Source organism: Streptomyces corchorusii (assembly GCF_001514055.1).
Taxonomy (GTDB): domain Bacteria; phylum Actinomycetota; class Actinomycetes; order Streptomycetales; family Streptomycetaceae; genus Streptomyces; species Streptomyces olivaceoviridis.
The window spans coordinates 77582-97812 of record NZ_KQ948361.1 but is presented as its reverse complement, the minus strand read 5'-3'; the positions used below and the strand labels follow the sequence as shown (position 1 = coordinate 97812).

Below are 20231 nucleotides of genomic sequence, written 5' to 3'. Positions count from 1 at the left end.
CCCGATGACCACCATCGCCACCACCGCGTCCGGCGGCGGCTCCGCCGCGGGCGACGCCCTGACCCGGGACGCCCTCGCGGTGCTGCAACCGGGGTTCGACGGCACCACCGCGCCCGACTGGGTGCGCCGCCGCATCGGCGAGGGTCTCGCCTCCGTCGCCCTGTTCGGCCGCAACGTCGTCAGCGAGGAGCAGGTCACCGCCCTCACCGGGCAGTTGCGGGCCGAACGCGACGACCTGCTGGTCGCCATCGACGAGGAGAGCGGCGACGTCACCCGCCTCGACGTGCGCACCGGCTCCTCCTTCCCCGGCAACCACGCCCTCGGCGCCGTCGACGACCCCGACCTCACCCGGGCCGTCTCCCGCGAACTCGGCCGCCGCCTGGCCGCCTGCGGCGTCACCTTCGACTGGGCGCCCTCCGCCGACGTCAACGCCAACCCCGACAACCCCGTCATCGGTGTCCGCTCCTTCGGCGCGAGCCCCGACCTGGTGGCCCGGCACACCGCCGCCTGGGTCGAGGGCCTCCAGTCCACCGGCGTCGCCGCCTGCACCAAGCACTTCCCCGGCCACGGCGACACCAACGTCGACTCCCACCACGCCGTACCCCGCATCGACGTCGACGCCGACACCCTGTACGCGCGGGAACTGCCCCCGTTCCGCGCGGCCATCGCCGCCGGCACCCGGGCGATCATGAGCGCCCACATCCTCGTCCCCGCCCTGGACCCCGACCGCCCCGGCACCCTGTCCCGGCGCGTCCTCACCGACCTGCTGCGCGGCGAACTCGGCTACCAGGGCCTCATCGTCACCGACGGCATGGAGATGCGGGCGATCGCCGGCACCTACGGCCTGGAGCACGGCGTGGTCCTCGCCATCGCGGCCGGCGCCGACGCCATCTGCGTGGGCGGCGGACTGTGCGACGAGGGCACCGTGCTGAAGCTCCGGGACGCGCTCGTGGCCGCCGTACGCTCCGGTGAACTGCCCGAGGAACGGCTCGCCGACGCGGCGGCCCGGGTCCGCGGCCTGGCCGCCTGGACCGTCGCGGCCCGCGGCGACGCGGAGAGGACCCCGGCCGACCCGCGGATCGGCCTGGTCGCGGCCCGCCGCGCGCTGAGCGTGACCCGCACCGGCGCCGCCGCACCGGTCACCGGACCGGTGTACGTCGCCCAGTTCAACCCCGCGCCGAACATCGCCGTCGGCGACCAGACCCCCTGGGGCGTCGCCGACGAACTCAAGGGGCGGCTGCCCGGCAGCGCCTCCGGCTCCTTCACCGGGGACGGCGCCGGCGCCGCCGTCCTCGCCGCGGCCGAGGGTCGCCGGATCGTCGCCGTGGTCCGCGACGAACACCGCCACGACTGGATGCGCTCCGCGCTCGACACCCTGCTCGCCGCCCGGCCCGACACCGTCGTGGTCGAGATGGGCCTGCCCCAGGCCCCGCCGCGCGGCGCCCTGCACATCGCCACCTACGGCGCCGCACGTGTCTGCGGTGTCGCGGCGGCCGAAGCCGTCGTCGCGGGCTGACCCACGGGTTCACCGGCCGCCCGCCGCAGCGGGCGGCCCACTCGATCGTGCTCTTTTCCCGGATCTCCACCGCACCCCTTCGTGCTCCAGTTCCAGAGGAATCGCATGCAGACGCCCCACCCCTTCCTGCACCGCGCGGCGACGGGCCGCCCCTACTTCAGCGCGGACGGCGAGACCTACCTCGCCCCGACCCCGCTGCGCGAGCTGAAGAAGACCCAGCCGCTGCGCGTGCTCTCCGAGGAGGACTTCGCCTTCTGGCAGACGTACGGCTACGTCGTCGTGCGCGAGGCCATCACGCCCGGCGAGGCCAAGGAACTCCTCCATTTCGCCTGGGAGTTCCAGGGACTCGACCCCGACCGCCCCGACACCTGGTACGAGGAGCCGGAGTTCCGCTCCGAACTCGACCGCCACCTCTACATCTACGGCTTCGTCGAGGCCTACCACCACCAGCTCATCTGGGACAGCCGGCAGAACCAGCGCGTCTACGACGCCTTCGTGGACGTCTGGGACAGCCCGGAACTGTGGGTCACCCTCGACCGCCTCAACCTCAACCCGCCCAACATCCGCACCCGTTCCCGCTCCCTGATCGAAGCCACCGACGAGGGTTTCGACATCGAGCTGCACTGGGACGTCGACACCACCCTCGCCGTCCTGCCGCAGCGGGTGCAGGGCATCATCGCCCTCACCGACACCCGCCCCGAACTCGGCGGCTTCCAGTGCGCGCCCGAACTCTTCCGCCGCTTCGAGGAATGGCGCGTCGCCCAGCCGGCCGGCCGCGACCCGGTCCGCCCGAACACCGACCGCGCCGAGTTCCCGGTGGTCCGCCCCGACCTCCAGGCCGGCGACCTGCTGATCTTCAACGGACTGCTCGCCCACGGCGTGGCGCCCAACCTCTCCGACCAGGCTGTCCGCGCCGTCCAGTACCTGTCGATGATGCCCGCGCTGGAGGAGCACACGGCCCTGCGCGACTCCCGCACGGAGTCCTGGCGCACCCTCGCCACCCCCGACTGGAACGCCACCCTGCTCGGCGACGCCCGCGTGCCCGAAGCCCTCCGCTACGGCCCCGCCGCACTGAACGACCTGGGGCGCAAGCTGCTCGGCCTCGACTCCTGGGCCGCCGCGGAAGGTGCCCGGTGAACCGCGTCTGCCTCACCCTGCCCACCAACCGCGCCTGCTCCGCCACCATCACCGCCCTGCACGCCGAAGCCGCCTACGCGGCGCGGCACTTCGGCGCCGACGTCCAACTGCTGATCCTGGACTCCGCCGACGACCGCACCCGGACCGGGCACACCCGCACGGTCGCCGCCCTGCCCGCACACCAGGGCGTGACCGTCCACCACTACGACGAGGAGGCCCAGCGGGACTTCCTGCGCCGGGTCATCCGGAAGGCGGGCCTGCCCGAGCCGGACCGGCTGCTGCGCCTCATGCTCCCGCCCGCCGTCTCCTACGGCGCCTGCACCAACCGCGCCTTCCTGCTGGCCGCCGCCCTCGGCTGCGACTCGGTGCACCGCCGCGACTCCGACAGCACCTACCAACTGCACGCCGGCCGACCGGTGTTCCCCGTCCACCACGAGCTGCCCTGGCTCGGCCGCCCCGCCGCCGAGGCCTCGGCCGCCGTCACCCGCACCGACCTCGACCCGGCACTGGCCCACCGCCCGGTCTCCCTGGCCGGAGCCTCCTTCATCGGCGAACTCTCCGTGGACATCGAGGAGATACGGCGCCTGGACGAGGCGGTCTACCACGACGTGGTCGCCCTCTGGGCGCCCGGCGACTGGCCGGAGGACCGCAGGCGCGCGCTGGTCGAGGAGTCCTTCACCGGCGCGGGCACCGCCGCCTTCACCGGGGACCACTCCACCCTCACCCTGGTCGACCCGATGCGCGTCGACATGTGCAACGTCGCCTTCGACCGCGCGGTGTACGAGCGCGTCCCGCTCCCGCCCGCCACCGACACCATCGGCAGCGACTACTTCCTCCTCCACCTCGTCCACGACGCGGGCCTGCCCGGCATCCTCCACAACCGCCACATCGAGAACTTCCACACCCCCGAACGCCGCACCGACACCGGCTTCCCGGCCTACCAGCGCCGGTTCGTGAAGTTCCTGCTGTCGATGCTGTACTTCCACGACGTGTACGACCGGATGGCGGCCGAGGGAGCGGGTCTGCTGGACGAGCGGCAGCGGGTCCGCCCCGGCCGGATCGTGGACTTCCTGCGCGAGAGCACGGCCCTGGACCGAGCCGAGAACATCTGGCGCCTGGACCGGGTCGACACCGCCTACCGCAAACTGGGCGGTCGGTACGCGGCCTTCGCGGACCGGCTCCGGGCGGAACGGGGAGGGTTACTCGACCAGGCCGAACGGGACATCGAGGACTTCGCCCACTTGACCGAATGCTGGCCGGCACTGATCAAGGCGGCCCGCACATGAGCGCCCCGGAGGGGCGCGGGGAACAGCGCGCTCGACCGCGAGGGACCGGCAGCCGCACGACGGCACTCCGTGCCACTCCGGACCGCCTCCTCTACGACCTCACCGGCATAGAGCGCCAATACGACACCCTGCGCGAAGAACTGCCCGGAACCCGCGTCCGCTTCGCCCTCAAAGCCTGCCCGGTCGACGACGTCCTGCGCACCCTGGCCGCCCGCGGAGCGGGATTCGACGCGGCCGGCCCCGCCGAGATCGAGCAAGCCCTGCGCGCCGGTGCGCACCCCGGCCACATCCACTACGGCAACACCATCAAGTCGGACCAGGACATCGCCAAGGCCCACCGCCTGGGTGTCCGCACGTTCGCCACCGACAGCGTCGAGGACGTCACCGCCATCGCCGCGCACGCGCCCCGCGCCCGTGTGTTCTGCCGCCTCGCCACCAGCGGGGACGGCGCCCTGTGGGGCCTGAACCGCAAGTTCGGGTGCGCACCGGACGACGCCGTCCGTGTCCTGCGCACCGCCCGCGCCGCCGGCCTCGTCCCGGCGGGCCTGTCCGTGCACGTCGGCTCGCAGCAGATGACTGGCGAGGCCTGGCAGCAGGCCCTGGACACCCTCGCCGCGACCCTGACGGCGCTGGCCGGGCGGGGGATCGTACCCGACCATGTGAACCTCGGCGGCGGGCTGCCCGCGCTCGGCTATCTCGACCGGCGCGGCAACCCCCTCGACCCGCCGCTGGACAAGATCTTCGCCGTGCTCCGCGAGGGCATGGAACGCCTGAACGCGCTGGCCGCCGCCCCGCTCGACTTCGTGCTGGAGCCGGGGCGCCACCTGGTGGCCGATCACGGCGTGATCCGCGCCCACGTGGTCCGGCTGACCGAGCGGACGCAGCCGGACGGCGGGCGGGCCCGCTGGCTGTACCTGAGCGTGGGCAAGTACAACGGCCTGTACGAGATGGACCAGGTCACCCACCCGCTGGTCTTCCCGGGGCGGGAGACGGAGGAGCACGTCCCCGCGATCGTCGCCGGACCCACCTGTGACAGCGACGACGCCTACGGCGGCGGCCGGTACCCGGTGCGCGTGCCCCGGTCCGTCCGCTCCGGCGACCCGGTCCGGATCCTCGCCGCCGGCGCCTACGCCAGCAGCTACATGACCCAGGGGTTCAACGGCATCCGCCCGCTGCCGACCGAGTGCACCCGCGAGGAAGGACACCACTGAGATGACGGGCCTCATACGGGGCATCACCGAGGCCGACTGGCCCCAGGTCGCCGCCCTGGAGGCCGGGGCGTACACGGACACCTCGCTCACGGAGGGCGAGGCCGGCCTGCGGTCCCGGGCCCCGGCGGGCACCAGCTTCGTCCTGGACCTCGACGGCCGGATCGCGGGCTACGTCCTCGCCCTGCCGTACCCGCGGCTGCACTGTCCCGACCTCTCCCGCCCGGAACAGGTCGCCCACCACGCCACCAACCTCCACCTGCACGACCTGGTCGTCAGCGCGCCACTGCGGCGCCGGGGCCTGGGCACCCGACTGGTCGCGCACCTCACGGACGCCGCCCGCGCGCGGGGCTTCGCGACCATGTCGCTGGTCGCGCTCGCCGGCAAGGAACCCTTCTGGCAGGCCAACGGCTACCGCCCCCACCACGAGGCGCGCGTGCCGGCCGGCTACGGCAGCGGCGCGGTGTACATGTCGGCCCGGGTCGCCGTCCTGCGGAAGGCGAGCTGATGATCGCACCCACCGCACCCACCCCGCCCTCCTTCCAGCGCGCCAAGTGGTCGATCGCGGCGCTGTTCTGCTTCCTCGGCTTCCAGTACGGCACCTGGGTGTCCCGGCTGCCCGCGCTGAAGACCCGGCTGGACCTGGGCGCCGGCGAGGTGGGCCTGCTGCTGATGGCCTGCGGGGCCGGCGCGGCGGCCTCCTTCCCGCTGGTCGCCGTCCTGATGCGGCGGCTCGGTTCCCGCTTGCTGTCGCTCGTCTCCGCCGCGGCCCTGATCGCCGTCCTGGCCGCCCTGTCCGCCGTACCGGACTACCCGCTCGCGCTGCTGGCGGTGTGCGCCGACGGGGTCGCGGTCGGCTGCCTCAACGTGGCCATGAACGCGCAGGGCGCCGCGCTGGAGAGCGCCCACGGGCGTACGGCCATGTCCCAGCTGCACGCCACCTTCAGCGGCGGGCTGCTCGCCGCCGCCCTGCTGGCCTCCGGCGTGACCACCCTGACCGCGTCCGTTCCGGCGCACTTCGCCGTGGCCGGGACCCTGTTGCTGCTCCTGCTCGGCGGCGCCCGGCCGGGCCTGCTGACGCACCGGGAGCCGGAGCCCTCGGCCGCGGACGGGCCGAAGCGCCGCGGCCGTCGCGCCCTGCCCTCCGGCACGACCCTCCTGATGGGCTGCGCCATGGCCTTCGGCACGATCACCGAGGGCGCGATGAACGACTGGTCGACGCTCTACCTGAAGGACGTCGTGAAGGCGTCGGCGACCGTCGCCCCGCTCGGCATCGCGGTCGTCTCGGTGATGATGCTGCTGGCCCGCGCCTGGGCGGACCGCTGGCGCACCCGCTGGGGAGACGGACGCGTGGTGCGGGCCGGCAGCGCGGTGGCCGCCGTGGGCCTCGCCCTCGCGCTGCTCGCCGGGGGAGTGGTGCCCACGCTGCTCGGCTTCGCCTGCGTCGGCCTCGGCGCGGCGGCCGTCACCCCGTGCGTGTACGTGGCGGCGGCCGGCCGTGGCGCGGACGCGCTGGCGCTGGTCGCCGCGATGGGCACCGTCGGCCTGCTGGCCGGTCCGGCCCTGATCGGCTTCGTCGCCGGCGTGGCGAACCTGACCGTGGGCATGGCCACGGTGGCGGCCTCGGCCCTGATCGTCACGGCGACCGCCTTCCGGATCCCGTGGCGGGCCCGCACCCCGGAACCGGTCGGCTGAACCGGAGCAGGCGTGTTACGGCGCCGCCCCCGGGGTGACGGGGGCGGCGCCGTACTTCCGCTGAACCGTCCTTTCCCTACGCTCTGTGGCGGCGCCCCGGCGTGCGTGACGCGGAGTTCTCCTCCCAGGCGGTGTACATCTGGGCGGAGTCCAGCAGGTGCTCGCCGTAGAGGTCCTGGAGCCAGTTGCTCTGGTAGATGGTGTCGAGGTAGCGCTCGCCGAGGTCGGGGGCTATCGCCACCGCCGTGAGGTCACGGGTGCCGTGCCGGGCCAGCCAGTCCGTCGCGGCGCTCACCACGGTGCCCGTGGAGCCGCCGAACAGGAAGCCGCGTCGGGCCAGGCGGTGGCAGGTGCGGATGGTGTCCGCCTCCTCCACCCGGACCACCTCGTCCACGTACTCCTCGTCGAGCAGCGGTGGGCGCATGCTCATGCCCAGGCCGGGGATCATCCGGCGGCCGGGCGTGCCGCCGAAGGCCACCGAGCCCACGCTGTCCACGGCGACGATCCGCACCGGCCGGTGCCACTTGCGGAAGTAGCGGGCGCAGCCCATCAGCGTCCCGGCGGTGCCGGTCCCGAGGAACAGCACGTCCAGGCGCGGGAAGTGGACGGCGATCTCCGGCGCCGTCGTGCGGTAGTGCGCCCGCCAGTTGCCCGCGTTGGTGTACTGGCTGAGCCACACGTAGCGGTCGTCGGACGCGCACAGCGAGCGGACGTATTCGAGCCGTGTGCCCAGGAAGCCGCCGCCCGCGTCCAGGTCGGTCACGACGTGCACATGGCTGCCGAGGGCTTCCATCAGCAGTTTCGTCGACAGGTTGCACCGGGGGTCCGTCACGCACAGGAACCGGTAGCCCTTGCTGGCGGCGATCATGCTGAGCGCGACGCCCAGGTTTCCGGACGAGGACTCCACGAGGATGGAGTCGGGCGTCAGGGATCCTTCCCGCTCGGCGCTCTCCACCATCTCCTTCGCGGCCTTCAACTTGATGGAGCCGGCGAAGTTGAAGCCCTCGCACTTGAGGTAGAGGCGGTGTCCGAAAATCGACTCTAGGTCGACGAAGAGACTTCCTTCGTTGAAGGCGTGGGGAGCGGAGATGACGGGCACGGCAGGCCTCCTGGTCCCAGGGCTGAGGGCAACGGCCTCAGCCGTACCGGCGCAGATCGTGGAAGAAGTCGTCGATGAGGCGGAGTTCTCCCGCCCTGGCCACTTGGTCGTAGACGTACTTGCCGACGGCCAGGTCGAGGACGCCCAGGCCGAAGGGCGAGAAGATCACCGGCTGGTCGTGGGGCGGGGCGGCCCGTCCTTGCAGCACGTCGTACAGGGTCCCGTTGAGGAAGTCGCGGTTCCCGGTGCGCTGCTCGACCAGGTGCGGGGAGGTGTCCGCCTTCAGACAGTGCTCCACGTCGTCCACGAAGTTGGCCGAGGCGAGCAGGACCTCGGGCGCGAGGTCGCGCAGTGACACGTGCAGCACCAGGGGGTTGTGGGCGAACCAGCCGGGGGCCGTGACATGGGGCCGCCCGGCGACGGTGGCGAAGACCACCAGGTCGCTGGAGCGGACGAGGTCCTCGGCGCTGTCGTGGACGGTGACGTGACCGGTGGCACCCGCCTGGCGCAGGTAGCCGCAGAAGCCCGCGGTGCTGTCGGGGGACACGTCGTGCACGCCGACGGCGTCGAAGGTCCAGCCGGAGCCGGCCAGGAACGTGTGGATGTACCGGGCGATCAGCCCGGTGCCGAAGAACCCGACGCGGCGGGGGCGGCTCCGGGTGCGGCTGAGCCAGTCGGCCGCCAGCGCCGCGGAGGCCGCGGTCCGGGTGGCGCTGATGACGGAACTCTCCAGGCACGCGAACGGGTAGCCGGTGTCGTGGTCGTTGAGGATCAGCACCGCGGAGGCCCGGGGCAGCCCGGTCCGCACGTTGTCGGGGAAGCTGGAGATCCACTTCAGGCCGTCCACCCGCGCCGGACCGCCGATGGAGGCGGGCAGCGCGATGATCCGGGCCGTCGGACGGTCGGGGAAGCGCAGGAAGTACGAGGGCGGGTTGACCGAGTCCCCGGCACCGTGCAGCCGGTAGGTGGCCTCCACCAGGTCCACCAGCTCCTTCTCGCGCCCGCCGAGGGCCTGCTCCACCTGCTTGCCGGAGATCACCGCGAAGGAGGGCACGGACTCCGCGTGGGGCGTGTCCGGTTCGGTGGCGGTCGACAGCATGTCGGTCATCGGCGGCTCGCCTCCTCCGTGGGAAGGGAATCGGCCAGGCGCCGCGGCTCGGCCAGGCCGACCAGCACCTGCCGGTCGCCGGTGAACGCCTCCCGGCTGTGCGCGGAGCCGATGTTGTCCACGAGCATCAGGTCACCCGCCTGCCAGGGTTCGCGCCGGGTGTGCTCCTCGTAGGTGGCGTTCAGCAGCTGGACGACGTCCTCGCCGATCGGGCTGCCGTCGCCGTACCGGGTGTTGAACGGCAGGCTGTCGGCGCCGTACTCGTCCACCAGGTACTCGCGCACCTCCGGGGCCAGCGTCCATTCGTTGAGGAACGCGATCTGGTTGAACCAGCACCGCCTGCCGGTGACCGGGTGCCGTACGACGGCGCGGCGGCGCTGCTCGGTGCGCAGCGACCCGTCCTGCTGCCACTGGAAGTCGATGGCGTTGGCCCGGCAGTAGCGCTCGATCCCGGCACGGTCCTCGGTGCCGAACGACTCCGCCAGGGACGCCCCGATCTCCTCGTTGTAGCTGCGGGTCAGCAGCCAGCCCTCCCGCTCGAACCGCTCGGTCAGCTCGGCCGGCAGGGCCTCCAGGACCTGCTCGGCGTCGGCGACCGCGGTCGCCCCGCCCTGTTCGGGCGCGGTCAGACACGCGAACAGCAGCAGGCCGGGCACCTCCAGCGGGTAACTCAGCTCGTGGTGCATGCACATCGGCTGGTTGGCCGGCCAGGGCGTGGAGGAGTACAGGCCGTGGCCGTGGTCCTCCCGGGGGGCGAAGGCCTCCCGCTCCGGCATGAGCGTCCCGGCCAGCCGCGCGAAGACGGCACCGACCTGGTCCGCGTCCTTCAGGCCGAGCCCGCGCACGAGCAGCGCCCCGTGCTCGGTGACCTGGGCCCGCAACGCCTCGCGGTGTTCGGCCGCCCAGCTCGCGACGTCGGCGGGCCGGTCCACGCGCACCAGCGCGGGTTTGTCCGGCCGCAGCTCCACGTCGAGCGGTGCTGCCAGGGATGAGGACGGCATCTCGGTTTCCTTTCGGTCGCCCGTCGCGTGGACGCACGGGTCAGGTGGAGGCCAGGGGGACGGCCGCGCTCACGACGGCGTGCGCGGCCTCGGCCGGGCGGGTGCGGAGGAAGTAGTGGCCCCCGTCGGCCAGTTCGTGGAGGTCCACGTGCTCCGCCAGGAGCAGCCAGTCGCGGTGGTGGTCGGCGTGGCCGGCGGTGTGCGGGTCGTCGGCGGCGACCACCACCGATACCGGCGCGGCCAGCTTCACCGGCGGCGGGGCGTGCAGGACCGCCTGGAAGTAGCGGTGGGCGGACACGCAGTCGTGCCGGTAGGCGGCACCGATGTGCTCGGCGTGCCGCGCGTTCAGTTCGGCGAGCTCGGTGTAGCCGCCGTCCGCGGCCAGCCGCGCCGCGATCTCCGCGTCGCTCAGGCCCGTCAGCTCGGCGACGGCGGCGGCGCGGTCCTCGGCGGTGCCGAGCAGTTGTGCTCCGAGGAACACCCGGGGGACCCGCACACCGCGCTCCTGGAGCCTCCTCGCCGTCTCCAGGGCCGGTGCGGCGCCCGAGGAGTGGCCCCAGAGCATGACCCGGGTCAGGCCGCGCGCCGTGACCTCGTCGGCGACCCGCGCCGCGACGTCCGCGATCGACGCGAACGGCTCCCGGTGCGCCGCCAGGTCGTGGCCGGGCAGGTCCACCGCGAGGACCGCCGGGCCGCTGCCCGCCAGCGCCGCCGCCAGCGGCCGGTAGTTCACCGCGTTGCCGCCCGCGTACGGGAAGCAGACCAGCGCGCACTCCGGGGCGCCGTCCCCCTCCGACAGCGGCTGGAGCAGCTCCGGACGCCGCCGGGCGGCGCCGTCGAGGAGGGCGGCCAGGTCGGCGAGCACGGGGTGCCGGGTGATGTCCCGCAGGGAGACCGCGCGGTCGAGCGCGATGCTGAGCTTGACGGCCGACAGGGAGGTGCCGCCCGAGTCGAAGAAGTGGTCCGTGCGGCCGATCCGGTGCTCGGGCACGCCCAGCAGTTCGGCCCAGGCCGCCGCCAGCCGCCGCTCGGCCGGGCTGAGCGCGTCCCGGTCCGCGCCGGCCGCCGCGTCGGGTCCGGCGCCCGTCCGCGCGGCCTCGGCGGTCAGGGCCTTGCGGTCGATCTTGCCGTTGGCGGTCAGCGGCAGGCGCTCCCGCCAGTGGAAGGCCGCCGGGACCATGTAGGCGGGCAGTGCCGCCGCGAGCGCCTCGCGCAGCACGTCCGGCTCGTGACGCCGGCCGGAGTGGAAGGCGATCAGCTGCGTGTTCCCGCCGCCCCGCTCGACCACGACCACCGCACCGTCGCGCACCCCGTCCACCCGCAGCAGGGTGTTCTCGATCTCGCCGATCTCGATCCGGAAGCCGCGGATCTTGACCTGGCTGTCCCGGCGGCCGAGGAACTCCAGCTTGCCGCCGGGGTGCCAGCGCCCCCAGTCACCGCCCAGGTACAGCCGCTCCCCGGGCCGGTACGGGTCCGTCCGGTAGGCCTCCCGGGTCCGCTCGGGATCGTTGACGTAGCCCCGGCCCACACAGACCCCGGAGAACGCGATCAGCCCGGGAGCGCCCAGCGGCACCAGCGCGAGCTGCTCGTCCACGACGTACACGCGCACGTTGTTGACCGCGCGCCCCAGCAGCACGCGGTCGGGGACGCCGTCCAGGACCTCGTGGTTGGTGTCGTCCGAGGTCTCCGTCAGCCCGTAGGCGTTGAGCAGCCTGATGCCCGGCTGGAGCGCGAACCAGCGCTGCACCAGCTCCCGTTTCAGCGCCTCGCCGGTCACCGACACCCACCGCAGGTCCGGCAGCGCCCGCGGGCGCTGTTCCAGGTACGAGACCACGACCTCCAGGTAGGAGGGCACGAGCTGGATCACGGCGACCCGGCCCCGCACCAGCGTGTCGACGAACCGCTCCACGTCCACGACCACGTCCTGGCCGATCAGCAGGGTGCGCCCGCCGACCAGCAGCGCGGACACCAGCTGCCACAGGGAGATGTCGAAGCACTGCGGGGCGGTCTGCGCCACCACGGACCCCTCGCCGATCCCCAGGTCGTCGATCTTGGCGTACAGGTGGTTGAGCAGGCCCGCGTGCTCGCACATCGCGCCCTTCGGCTCGCCGGTGGAGCCGGAGGTGAAGAAGAGGTAGGCGAGCTGACCGGGGTCGACCCGCACCCCGGGGTCGTCGTCGGCGTGCGGTTCCGCGTACGCCGTTTCGACCAGCAGCTTCTCGGCGTCCGGCACGGTGGCCAGCGCCTCGTCCAGGGTCCCGGTGCTGCCGGACTCGGTGAGGACCAGCCGGCACCCCGCCCGCGACAGCGTCGTCGCGATACGGCCGGCCGGGAAGTGCGGTTCGATCGGCAGGTACGCGCCACCCGCCTTGAACACCGCCAGCGTCGCCGCCAGCCAGTCGAGGTTCCGCTCGGTGACGACGGCGACCACGTCCTCCCGGCCCAGCCCGCGCGCCAGCAGCGCCCGCGCCAGCCGGTTGGCCCGCGCGTTCAGCTCCCCGTACGTCCACTCCCGCTCGCCGTGCACCGCGGCCACCGCCTGCGGATGCGCCCGCACCCGCTGCTCGAACAGTTCGTGCGCGCGTGCGTCCGGCAGCGCCCGGTGCGGCCCCGCCAGCCCTTCCAGCTGCTCCCGCACCTCCACCGCCGACAGCAGGCTCTGCTGGGTGTGGTCGGCGTCCGGATCGGCCGCCAGCAGCCGCAGCGCCTTCAGGTGGTAGCCGCCGATACGGTCCGCGCTCTCCGCGTCCAGCACGTCCGTGCGGTACCGCAGGCGCAGCTTCAGCCGGCCGCCCAGGTCGCACCAGCGCACCTGGAGCACCCCGTCGTCGTGGTGGTCCTCCTCCGCGTCCATGGGACCGAACACGACCTCGTACGACGGCTCCGTGACCCCCAGTTCCCGCCGCAGTTCCGGCACCGGGAACTCCCGGTGCGCCAGCACCTCCGCCTCGGCGCGCTCGGCGGCCGACACCAGGGCCCGCCAGGACCCGGGGGGCACGGTCAGCCGGCACGGCAGCGGCTCGCCGCGCACTCCGGCGGCGTACCCCGTGACCACCTCGCGCTCGCCGGACAGCGCGGCCAGCACCTTGGCGTGCGCCGCCAGCAGCAGCGCGCTCAGCGGCAGTCCCGACCGCCGCACCAGTGCGCGCACCGAGGTCACCACGTCGTCCGGGACCTGCGTCTCCTGCTCCGACGCTCCCGGAACCGGCTCCCTGACCCACCGCGGCACGGCGGTGCTGCCGCCCGCGGTCAGCACACGGCTCCAGAACTCCCGGTCGGCTTCCACCGCCGCTTCCACGCGCGTTCCCATCGAATGGCCTTCCTCACCTCGTGACGGACGCGGGGGCGTCGGTCGCTTCCAGGGCCCGGACCGTGCCGCCGGGCCGGTTGCCGGCCCCGGACATGTCCACGGCCGGGTTGCCGCCCCACTGAGCGTTCGGGGGGACTTCCTCGCCTTTCATGAGGAAGGAATCGGCTGCCAGCACCGAGCCGTCGCCCATGGTCACGCCGTAGTGCACATGGGCGCCGACGCCCAGCGTGCAGCCGGTGCCGAGCGTGGTGCCGTCGGACTTGAACGTGCCGTCCTCCTGGGAATGGCACTGGATCTTGCTGCCGGCGTTGAGGGTGCACCCGTCGCCGATGGTGGCCAGGGTGCGTTCGGTGATGTAGCAGCCGTCGTCGAACACCCGGCGGCCGATGCGCACTCCGAGCAGTCGCCAGACCAGGGCCTTGAAGGGAGTCCCGTTGAAGATGTTGAGATAGTGGCTCGGCATTTTCCACACGCGCTCGTGCCACCAGAAAATCGGGTGGTAGATGGAACACAGTTGGGGGGTGAGCGCGCGGAACCTCAGCAGGCAGCGCTCCACGAGGATGTAATAGCCGGTGGAAAACGCGAGCGTCATGGCCAGATACAGGGCGATCACCACGTGCCCGACCACGCCGTACAGGTCCACGGAGACGAGTCCGAACAGGGTGAGCGCGAAGACGAGGAACCAGCGCATGCACAGCATCAGGGCCATCGAGCGCAGGTTGTAGCGGTTCTTCGCGCTGAGCTGGCGGTGCAGTTCGTCGCCTTCCCGCAGATGGTCGAACCGGGCGTCCCGGTCCACCGAGCGGGGAATCTCGAAACACGGCGAACCGAGCAGGCCCACGCCTTCCCGTACCTCGCCGTCGAGGGGAATCATCACCTTGGTGGCGAGCAGGCAGTTCTCACCCGTCCTGCCCCCCACGGGATAGGCGATGTTGTTCCCCAAGAAATTGCGCGGCCCGATCTCCACCCGGGACACCCGGAAGGACGTGCTGGAATAGTCGGCGTTGATGACGGAGAGTCCGTCGGCCACCATTGTTCCGCTGCCGACCCTGACCATGAAAGGCGTCTCGTGCTGCATCTCGGTGCCGAAATTGGAGCCGGTCTGCTCCACCCGTGACAGGTTGTAGCCGAGCCCGCGCAGATAATGCACGATGTACGAACTGTCACCGAAGAGCCAGGGGAAGAACTTGACGTTCGTCATGCGCGCCGCTGTCCGGTGCAGGGTGTAGTGGAATCCGTAGAGCGGATACACCCGGTCGGGTTTGACGAACAGACCCAGCAGCCGGGGAACGGTGTACTGGACGACGAGGCCCAGGACGAGGAAGCCGGAGAACAGGGCCAGCGAGACGCCGAGCGCGTCCGGGATCAGCTCCGGCCGGGTCAGCACCGCCGTCTCGGGATTGAGTCGCTTGCCGATCGCCGGGACCTCGGTGAACAGCATGTACACGCCGCCGAGGGTGAGCGGCAGGTACAGGAAGATCGTCTGCGCCAGCGTGAGGCCACCGAACCAGAACCGGCGCGCGGTGCCGCACCTGGCCGGCGGGACCCGCAGGTAGTCGACCTGGGTGGGCTCCGCCGGGGAGCCGTGCCAGTGCTCGCCGTCCGGCACCGCCTGGCCGCTGTGCAGCGCGGAGGAGTGGCCCAGTTGCGCGCCGTCGCCCAGCGAGGTGTCGATGTCCAGGATGGTCTTCTCACCGATGTACGCGTCCCGGCCCAGCGTGACCCGGCCGGTCTGGATCCGGCTCGCGTGGGCCCGGTAGCAGAGGAAGAACGTGTCCTTGCGGATCACCGTGCCGGCGCCGACCGTCAGCAGGTCGGTGCAGACCGGGACGGAGCGGGAGAGGATCGTGACGCCCTTGCCGATCCGCGCGCCCAGCGCCCGCAGGTACAGCACGTACAGCGGGGTCCCGACGAAGAACACCATGGGATTCGCGTGCAGCAGCACCTTCACGAACCAGAAGCGCAGATACGCCAGCCCCCAGATCGGGAAATCACCCGGTTTCCAGCGGCCGACGAGCAGCCATTTCGCGATGACCGGAAATATGCACAGGGCGAGGAAGCCTATGCCGCCGAACAGCAGCGCCCGCACATAGATGCCGACGAATCCGGAACCGGCGGCGATCCACTCGTATCCCCGGGCGGTGACGAATCCCCAGACGAGGGAGTACACCAGGAAGATCAGCAGCTGGGCCGTCCCGCACAGCAGATGGTGGGCGGGGCTCGTGCGCGTCACCGCGGCGGAGGGACGCGTGGGTTCCGGCGAGGGTGTGGCCGTATCGGCGGGAGCGGTCTGTACGAGGGCCGCCGTCAGACTCCGAATCGTGGGATGCCGGTAGATGTCCCGCATGGACGGCGAGGGAAGATCCGGGATTTTCCGCAGCCGTGCGCAGAACTGGGCCATCACCAGGGAATTCGCACCGAGGTCGTTGAAGAAGTTACTTTCGGCCGGAACGTCGTCGCAGCCGGTGACCTCGGCCAGTGTTTCCGCGAGTTTCCGCTCGGTCCGCAGCCTGTCGGACCCGATGTCGCTCAGGGTGACGGCAGGATCATCGGGCCGGGATATCGGGACCTCGGAGGACTGCTCCACCATTACATCTCCTGAGGACGTAAGGATCGCCAATGGCCGGCCGGACGGTTCCTGATCGGGAACCATCGGTTTCAGTCTGGCGAGGCGGACAGCAGGCTGCCACTTCGCACCGTTCCATTCCCATCGCCCCGAAGCGCCGATGTGTCCGTATTCCTTGGTTTCCGCGCGGCGCGGCCCCCGCCACACCTCACCCGAACGGCGGCGCCCCGGCCGATCCAGCCGCCCTCCGGAGCGCCGCCGGGGGCTGTCCCGCGGCGGTGACCCGTGTCACACGCGGCTCCTGTCAGACATCGGGTCGCCGTCTCGTCCAAGGGGCACGCGAACGAGACAGGAGCAACGCCATGAAGCACCGCATCGTCGTACTCGGCGCCGGATATGCCGGGGCCTTCGCCGCCGGAAACCTGGCCCGCCGGCTCTCCCCCGCCGACACCGAGATCACCGTCGTCAACGCCGAGCCCGACTTCGTCGAGCGGATGCGGCTCCACCAGCTCGCGATCGGCCAGGACCTCAGGTTCCGCCGGCTGTCCGACGTGTTCGCCGGCACCGGGGTGCGGCTGCGTATCGCGCGCGTCACCGGCGTCGACCCCGAGCGCGGGACCGTCGCCGTGACCGGCGAGGACGGCGACGGCGAACTCGCGTACGACACGCTCCTCCACGCGCTCGGCAGCTCCGTGGCCCACCATGGCGTCCCCGGCGCGGCCGAGTACGCCTTCGACGTGACCGGCCGGTCCGCTGCGCTGCGTCTGCGCGAGCGCCTCGCCGGCCTGGGCGAGGGCGGCACCGTGCTGGTCGTCGGTGAGGGACTGACCGGCATCGAGACCGCCACCGAGTTCGCCGAGTCACGGCCCGACCTCTCGGTCGCGCTCGCCGCCCGCGGTGAGCTGGGCGCTTGGCTCTCCCCGAAGGCCCGCCGCCACCTGCGCCGGGCCTGCGACCGGCTCGGCATCACCGTCCACGAGCACACCCGCGTCGAAGCCGTCGAGCCGGCCCGGGCGATCGCCGCCGACGGCACCTCCCTCCCGGCCGACGTGACCGTGTGGGCGGCCGGGTTCGCCGTACACCCCATCGCGGCGGCCAGCGGCCTGGAGGTCGACGGCAGCGGCCGGATCGTCGTCGACCGCAGCATGCGCTCGGTCTCGCACCCGGACGTCTACGCCGCCGGTGACTGCGCCTACGCGCTCGGCGACAACGGCCGGCCGCTGCCGATGTCCTGCGCCTCGGCCGGCTTCACCGCCATGCAGGCAACGGCCGCGATCATCGCGCGGCTGACGGGCGGTGAGGTCCCGACGGTCGGGCTGAAGTACTACGGCAACCACATCAGCCTCGGGCGGCGGGACGCGATCTTCCAGATGGTGGACGGGGACGCCCGGTCGACGTCCTGGTACCTGGGCGGCCGGACCGCCGCGCGGCTCAAGGCGGGTGTGCTCCGGGGGGCCGGGTGGAGCATCGCCCACCCGACCTACGGCACGCCGCGGCGCAGGCGCCGCCTGGCCACCGCGCCCGAGCGGGCCGTTGTGCGGGCCGCCGCATAGGCTGCTTGGCATGGACAGCGCAGACGTTGACCGGTTCGAGGCCGGCCGGGCCCGGCTGGCCTCGCTCGCCTACCGTCTGCTCGGCTCGGCCGCCGACGCCGAGGACGCCGTGCAGGACACGTTCCTGCGCTGGCAGGCCGCGGACCGGGACCGTATCGAGGTGCCGGAGGCATGGCTGACCAAGGTCGTCACCAATCTCTGCCTCGACCGGCTGCGCTCGGCACAGGCCCGCCACGAGCGCGCGGCCGGTGCCTGGCTGCCCGAGCCGCTCCTCGCCGGCGACCCGATGCTCGGCCCCGCCGACACCGTCGAGCAGCGCGCATCGGTGTCCTTGGCCGTACTGACCCTCATGGAGCGCCTCTCGCCGGTCGAGCGGGCCGCCTACGTCCTGCGCGAAGCCTTCTCCTACGGCCATGCCGAAATCGCGCGGATCCTCGACATCACCGAGTCCGCGAGCCAGCAGCATGTGCACCGGGCCCGGCGCCGGGTCGCCGCCGAGCGCCGCGGCGGCGGCGAGGTGGACCCCGCGTCCGCGCGCAGGGTCGTCGAGGAGTTCCTCGCCGCTGCCGTGTCGGGGCGTACCGAACGGCTGGTGGCGCTGCTGACCAACGACGTGACGGCGGTCTCGGACGGCGCGGGCCTGGCCAGGCGGCTGCTGCGGTACACCTCGCGCGAACGCGTCGCCGTGTTCGTGCGGGCAGGCTTCAAGCCCACGCCGGCGAAGCGGCGGCTGGCCGGCGGCTCGCCCGCGTTCCACATCGCGCCGGTCAACGGCTCCCCGGCCGTCCTCGCCGTGCTCGACGACCGGGTCGTGGGCGCCGTGGTGTGCGAGGTCGGCGACGGCAGGGTCGCGTTCCTGTGCGGCATCGCCGCCGCGGACCGGCTCGCGCGCCTCAACGAGACCTGGCGGCGGCACGCACCCGACTCACCGGTCATCGACACGTGGTGACCGAAGCCGACCGGAGCCACCGAATCCGGTACCCCTGGTCGCCCTGCCCTGCACACGGTCCGTCAGGAAGGCGCCCCGGCCCGCCGAGCAGACCGGGCGCCGGGTCGAGTGGAGCGACCGCAACCCCCAACCGTTGAGCCTTCCCAGTCACAGCTCTGGCCCCGTGTGGGCGTTCGCGGTCGTCAGTGGGGGATGCCCGGACCGGCTGCCCGCGATCAGCTCATTGCGTCGAGGGCGGCGAGGATGTCGGCCGGTTCGGCGCGGGTCGTGTAGTCGGTGTTGACGAAGGCCCAGCGGATCGTGCCGTCGCGGTCGATGACGTAGGTCGCGGGCAGCGGGAGCGTGCGCGGATGGCCGTCGTTGACGCGCTGGAGGTCGAAGCCGAGTTCGTCGTAGACGGCGGCGAGGTCCTCGGGGAGGTCGAAGGCGAGGCCGTACTGCTTGGCGGTGTCGGAGCCGATGTCGCTGAGGACGTCGAAGGCGAGGGCGTGCTTCTCGGTGAGAGTGAGGGACTCGTCGGGGATCTGCGGGGAGACGGCCACCAGGCGGGCGCCGCGGGCGGTGATGGCCTCGTAGTGCTGCTGGAGGGAGCGCAGGGCGATGTTGCAGTACGGACACCAGGCGCCGCGGTAGAAGGTCAGCACGACCGGGCCCTCGGCGAGCAGGTCGTCCAGGGCCAGGGTCTGCCCGGTCGCGGACGGGAGGCCGAAGCGCGGGGCCTGCGCACCGGCGGTCAGAGCCCGGTCGGCCTGACCGGAGTCGGCGAGTTCCTGGCCGGCCCGGTGCATGATCTCCCGGATCTCGGCGGGGATCTGCTGCTGACGCGCTTCGTAGAAGGTGCGCAGTTCGGCGTTCAGGGTGGTCATGGCGCTGATTCCTCCCGGTTGACGGCTGGAGCGAGCCCAAAAATCTTGAAACGCTCGTTCCAAGATAAGGATGTGCGGGGCCCCGCGCCAGCCGTGCGGCGTGGTGGACGGGGAGTATCTTGGAATCCTCATTTCAGGATGGCAAGGTGAAACGTGCCGGACATCAAGCACTTCGACCCGGATGCCACCCTGGAGACCGTGGTGCGGCTGTTCTGGCGGCAGGGCGTGGCCTCGACCGGGATCCAGGACGTGGTGACCGCGACCGGGCTCAACCGTTCCAGCCTGTACGCCACGTTCGGCGGGAAACAGGAGCTCTACCTCGCCGCGCTGCGCCGCTATCTGGAGCAGCGGTCCCAGCCGGTGTTCCGGCGCCTGGCCGAGGACGAGCGGGGTCTGCCGGCCGTCTCCGAGTTCTTCGCCGGCCTGATCGAGGCGCGCTGCTCGGGCGAGTACGCCCAATGGGGCTGCATGGTCTCCAACGCGCACGCCGGGGCCGAGAACAGTGATCCGGAGGTGCGCGGCGTCCTGGACCAACACCACCGGGAGCTGCGCGAGGCGATGTACGCGGCACTGGTCACCGCCGAGCGTCAGGGGCAGCTCGCCCCCGGGACCGATCCCGGCGCTTCCGCGGATCTCCTGGCGCTGCTCGCCTACGGGGTCAACTTGCGCTCGCGTGCCGGTGCCGACGCCGCGTCGCTGCGAAGGACGGTGGCCGCCGCCCTGGACTCGCTCGGCGTCAGGGCGACGGCGTAGGCATCCGGGGATCGAGTTCTCGGCTGGGGTCGGGGGCGGGCGAAGTGCCCTGACTTCAGGGGGAAGCTGACACGGCTTCGGGTTCTGCCGCATCCGCTGTGCAGTTCCCCCGGGGCTGTGGCGTCGGTGCCCTCGGGGGCCTTGGCCGCCTTCAGGGCGAAGGTGAGGACCACCGCCACGGCGA

General features: G+C 72.4%; 15 protein-coding genes. 9 read left to right on the top strand and 6 right to left on the bottom strand.

What is annotated here, in order from left to right; all coding sequences use genetic code 11:
- Positions 1 to 4: 4 nt before the first annotated feature.
- The 6 genes from AQJ11_RS27695 to AQJ11_RS27670 all read left to right on the top strand — a co-directional run bounded on the left by AQJ11_RS27695 (position 5) and on the right by AQJ11_RS27670 (position 6842).
- Positions 5 to 1516 carry a glycoside hydrolase family 3 protein gene (locus AQJ11_RS27695; protein ID WP_059264867.1) on the top strand — a complete coding sequence of 504 codons (1512 nt, stop codon included), beginning with the start codon at positions 5 to 7 and terminating at the stop codon, positions 1514 to 1516.
- Positions 1517 to 1621: 105 nt separating this feature from the next.
- Positions 1622 to 2653 (top strand): phytanoyl-CoA dioxygenase family protein, encoded by a 1032-nt coding sequence (locus AQJ11_RS27690; protein ID WP_014675606.1) that lies wholly within the window; start codon positions 1622 to 1624, stop codon positions 2651 to 2653.
- Positions 2650 to 3939, top strand: coding sequence for a DUF6271 family protein (locus AQJ11_RS27685; RefSeq protein ID WP_059264865.1), 1290 nt, complete (start codon positions 2650 to 2652; stop codon positions 3937 to 3939). Before AQJ11_RS27690 ends, AQJ11_RS27685 begins: the two co-directional genes overlap by 4 nt.
- Positions 3936 to 5150 (top strand): type III PLP-dependent enzyme, encoded by a 1215-nt coding sequence (locus AQJ11_RS27680; RefSeq protein WP_059264863.1) that lies wholly within the window; start codon positions 3936 to 3938, stop codon positions 5148 to 5150. Before AQJ11_RS27685 ends, AQJ11_RS27680 begins: the two co-directional genes overlap by 4 nt.
- Before the next feature lies 1 nt (position 5151).
- Positions 5152 to 5655, top strand: a complete 504-nt coding sequence (locus AQJ11_RS27675; protein ID WP_014675609.1) for a GNAT family N-acetyltransferase — start codon at positions 5152 to 5154, stop codon at positions 5653 to 5655.
- Positions 5655 to 6842 carry an MFS transporter gene (locus AQJ11_RS27670; RefSeq protein ID WP_059264860.1) on the top strand — a complete coding sequence of 396 codons (1188 nt, stop codon included), beginning with the start codon at positions 5655 to 5657 and terminating at the stop codon, positions 6840 to 6842. The genes AQJ11_RS27675 and AQJ11_RS27670 overlap by 1 nt, the downstream gene beginning before the upstream one ends.
- A gap of 76 nt (positions 6843 to 6918) precedes the next feature.
- Here the strand turns inward: AQJ11_RS27670 and sbnA are convergent, their stop codons facing one another.
- From sbnA to AQJ11_RS27645, 5 genes are read right to left on the bottom strand one after another with little or no spacing between them, the layout of a single operon-like run.
- Positions 6919 to 7941, bottom strand: a complete 1023-nt coding sequence (gene sbnA, locus AQJ11_RS27665; protein WP_014675611.1) for a 2,3-diaminopropionate biosynthesis protein SbnA — start codon at positions 7939 to 7941, stop codon at positions 6919 to 6921.
- Between the two features lie 37 nt (positions 7942 to 7978).
- Positions 7979 to 9049, bottom strand: a complete 1071-nt coding sequence (gene sbnB, locus AQJ11_RS27660) for a 2,3-diaminopropionate biosynthesis protein SbnB (RefSeq protein WP_059264858.1) — start codon at positions 9047 to 9049, stop codon at positions 7979 to 7981.
- Positions 9046 to 10050, bottom strand: coding sequence for a TauD/TfdA family dioxygenase (locus tag AQJ11_RS27655; protein ID WP_014675613.1), 1005 nt, complete (start codon positions 10048 to 10050; stop codon positions 9046 to 9048). Before AQJ11_RS27655 ends, sbnB begins: the two co-directional genes overlap by 4 nt.
- Before the next feature lie 40 nt (positions 10051 to 10090).
- Positions 10091 to 13360, bottom strand: coding sequence for a non-ribosomal peptide synthetase (locus AQJ11_RS27650; RefSeq protein ID WP_059264856.1), 3270 nt, complete (start codon positions 13358 to 13360; stop codon positions 10091 to 10093).
- Positions 13361 to 13373: 13 nt separating this feature from the next.
- Complete coding sequence (locus tag AQJ11_RS27645; protein WP_059264854.1) at positions 13374 to 15950, bottom strand: Pls/PosA family non-ribosomal peptide synthetase; 2577 nt, start codon at positions 15948 to 15950, stop codon at positions 13374 to 13376.
- A 338-nt stretch (positions 15951 to 16288) separates the two neighbouring features.
- On the opposite strand from AQJ11_RS27645, the gene AQJ11_RS27640 reads away from it, so the two are divergent.
- Positions 16289 to 17479, top strand: a complete 1191-nt coding sequence (locus AQJ11_RS27640) for an NAD(P)/FAD-dependent oxidoreductase (RefSeq protein WP_059264852.1) — start codon at positions 16289 to 16291, stop codon at positions 17477 to 17479.
- A 10-nt stretch (positions 17480 to 17489) separates the two neighbouring features.
- The gene (locus AQJ11_RS27635; protein WP_059264850.1) at positions 17490 to 18428 is read left to right on the top strand and encodes a sigma-70 family RNA polymerase sigma factor; all 939 of its coding nucleotides are present in this window, start codon (positions 17490 to 17492) and stop codon (positions 18426 to 18428) included.
- A 215-nt stretch (positions 18429 to 18643) separates the two neighbouring features.
- On the opposite strand, the gene AQJ11_RS27630 is transcribed toward AQJ11_RS27635, so the two are convergent.
- Positions 18644 to 19294: a peroxiredoxin-like family protein gene (locus AQJ11_RS27630; RefSeq protein ID WP_059264848.1), complete on the bottom strand. Its 651-nt coding sequence runs from the start codon at positions 19292 to 19294 to the stop codon at positions 18644 to 18646.
- Positions 19295 to 19447: 153 nt separating this feature from the next.
- Between AQJ11_RS27630 and AQJ11_RS27625 the strand changes: the two genes are divergently transcribed.
- Complete coding sequence (locus tag AQJ11_RS27625) at positions 19448 to 20047, top strand: TetR/AcrR family transcriptional regulator (RefSeq protein WP_058082371.1); 600 nt, start codon at positions 19448 to 19450, stop codon at positions 20045 to 20047.
- Positions 20048 to 20231: the final 184 nt, after the last annotated feature.

What these genes read in the sequence shown, in the direction of transcription:
- AQJ11_RS27695 (WP_059264867.1), top strand. Translation starts at nt 5, where the DNA reads ATGACCACCATCGCCACCACCGCGTCCGGCGGCGGCTCCGCCGCGGGC.
- AQJ11_RS27690 (WP_014675606.1), top strand. Translation starts at nt 1,622, where the DNA reads ATGCAGACGCCCCACCCCTTCCTGCACCGCGCGGCGACGGGCCGCCCC.
- AQJ11_RS27680 (WP_059264863.1), top strand. Translation starts at nt 3,936, where the DNA reads ATGAGCGCCCCGGAGGGGCGCGGGGAACAGCGCGCTCGACCGCGAGGG.
- AQJ11_RS27675 (WP_014675609.1), top strand. Translation starts at nt 5,152, where the DNA reads ATGACGGGCCTCATACGGGGCATCACCGAGGCCGACTGGCCCCAGGTC.
- AQJ11_RS27670 (WP_059264860.1), top strand. Translation starts at nt 5,655, where the DNA reads ATGATCGCACCCACCGCACCCACCCCGCCCTCCTTCCAGCGCGCCAAG.
- sbnB (WP_059264858.1), bottom strand. Translation starts at nt 9,049, where the DNA reads ATGACCGACATGCTGTCGACCGCCACCGAACCGGACACGCCCCACGCG.
- AQJ11_RS27655 (WP_014675613.1), bottom strand. Translation starts at nt 10,050, where the DNA reads ATGCCGTCCTCATCCCTGGCAGCACCGCTCGACGTGGAGCTGCGGCCG.
- AQJ11_RS27650 (WP_059264856.1), bottom strand. Translation starts at nt 13,360, where the DNA reads ATGGGAACGCGCGTGGAAGCGGCGGTGGAAGCCGACCGGGAGTTCTGG.
- AQJ11_RS27645 (WP_059264854.1), bottom strand. Translation starts at nt 15,950, where the DNA reads ATGGTGGAGCAGTCCTCCGAGGTCCCGATATCCCGGCCCGATGATCCT.
- AQJ11_RS27640 (WP_059264852.1), top strand. Translation starts at nt 16,289, where the DNA reads ATGAAGCACCGCATCGTCGTACTCGGCGCCGGATATGCCGGGGCCTTC.
- AQJ11_RS27635 (WP_059264850.1), top strand. Translation starts at nt 17,490, where the DNA reads ATGGACAGCGCAGACGTTGACCGGTTCGAGGCCGGCCGGGCCCGGCTG.
- AQJ11_RS27630 (WP_059264848.1), bottom strand. Translation starts at nt 19,294, where the DNA reads ATGACCACCCTGAACGCCGAACTGCGCACCTTCTACGAAGCGCGTCAG.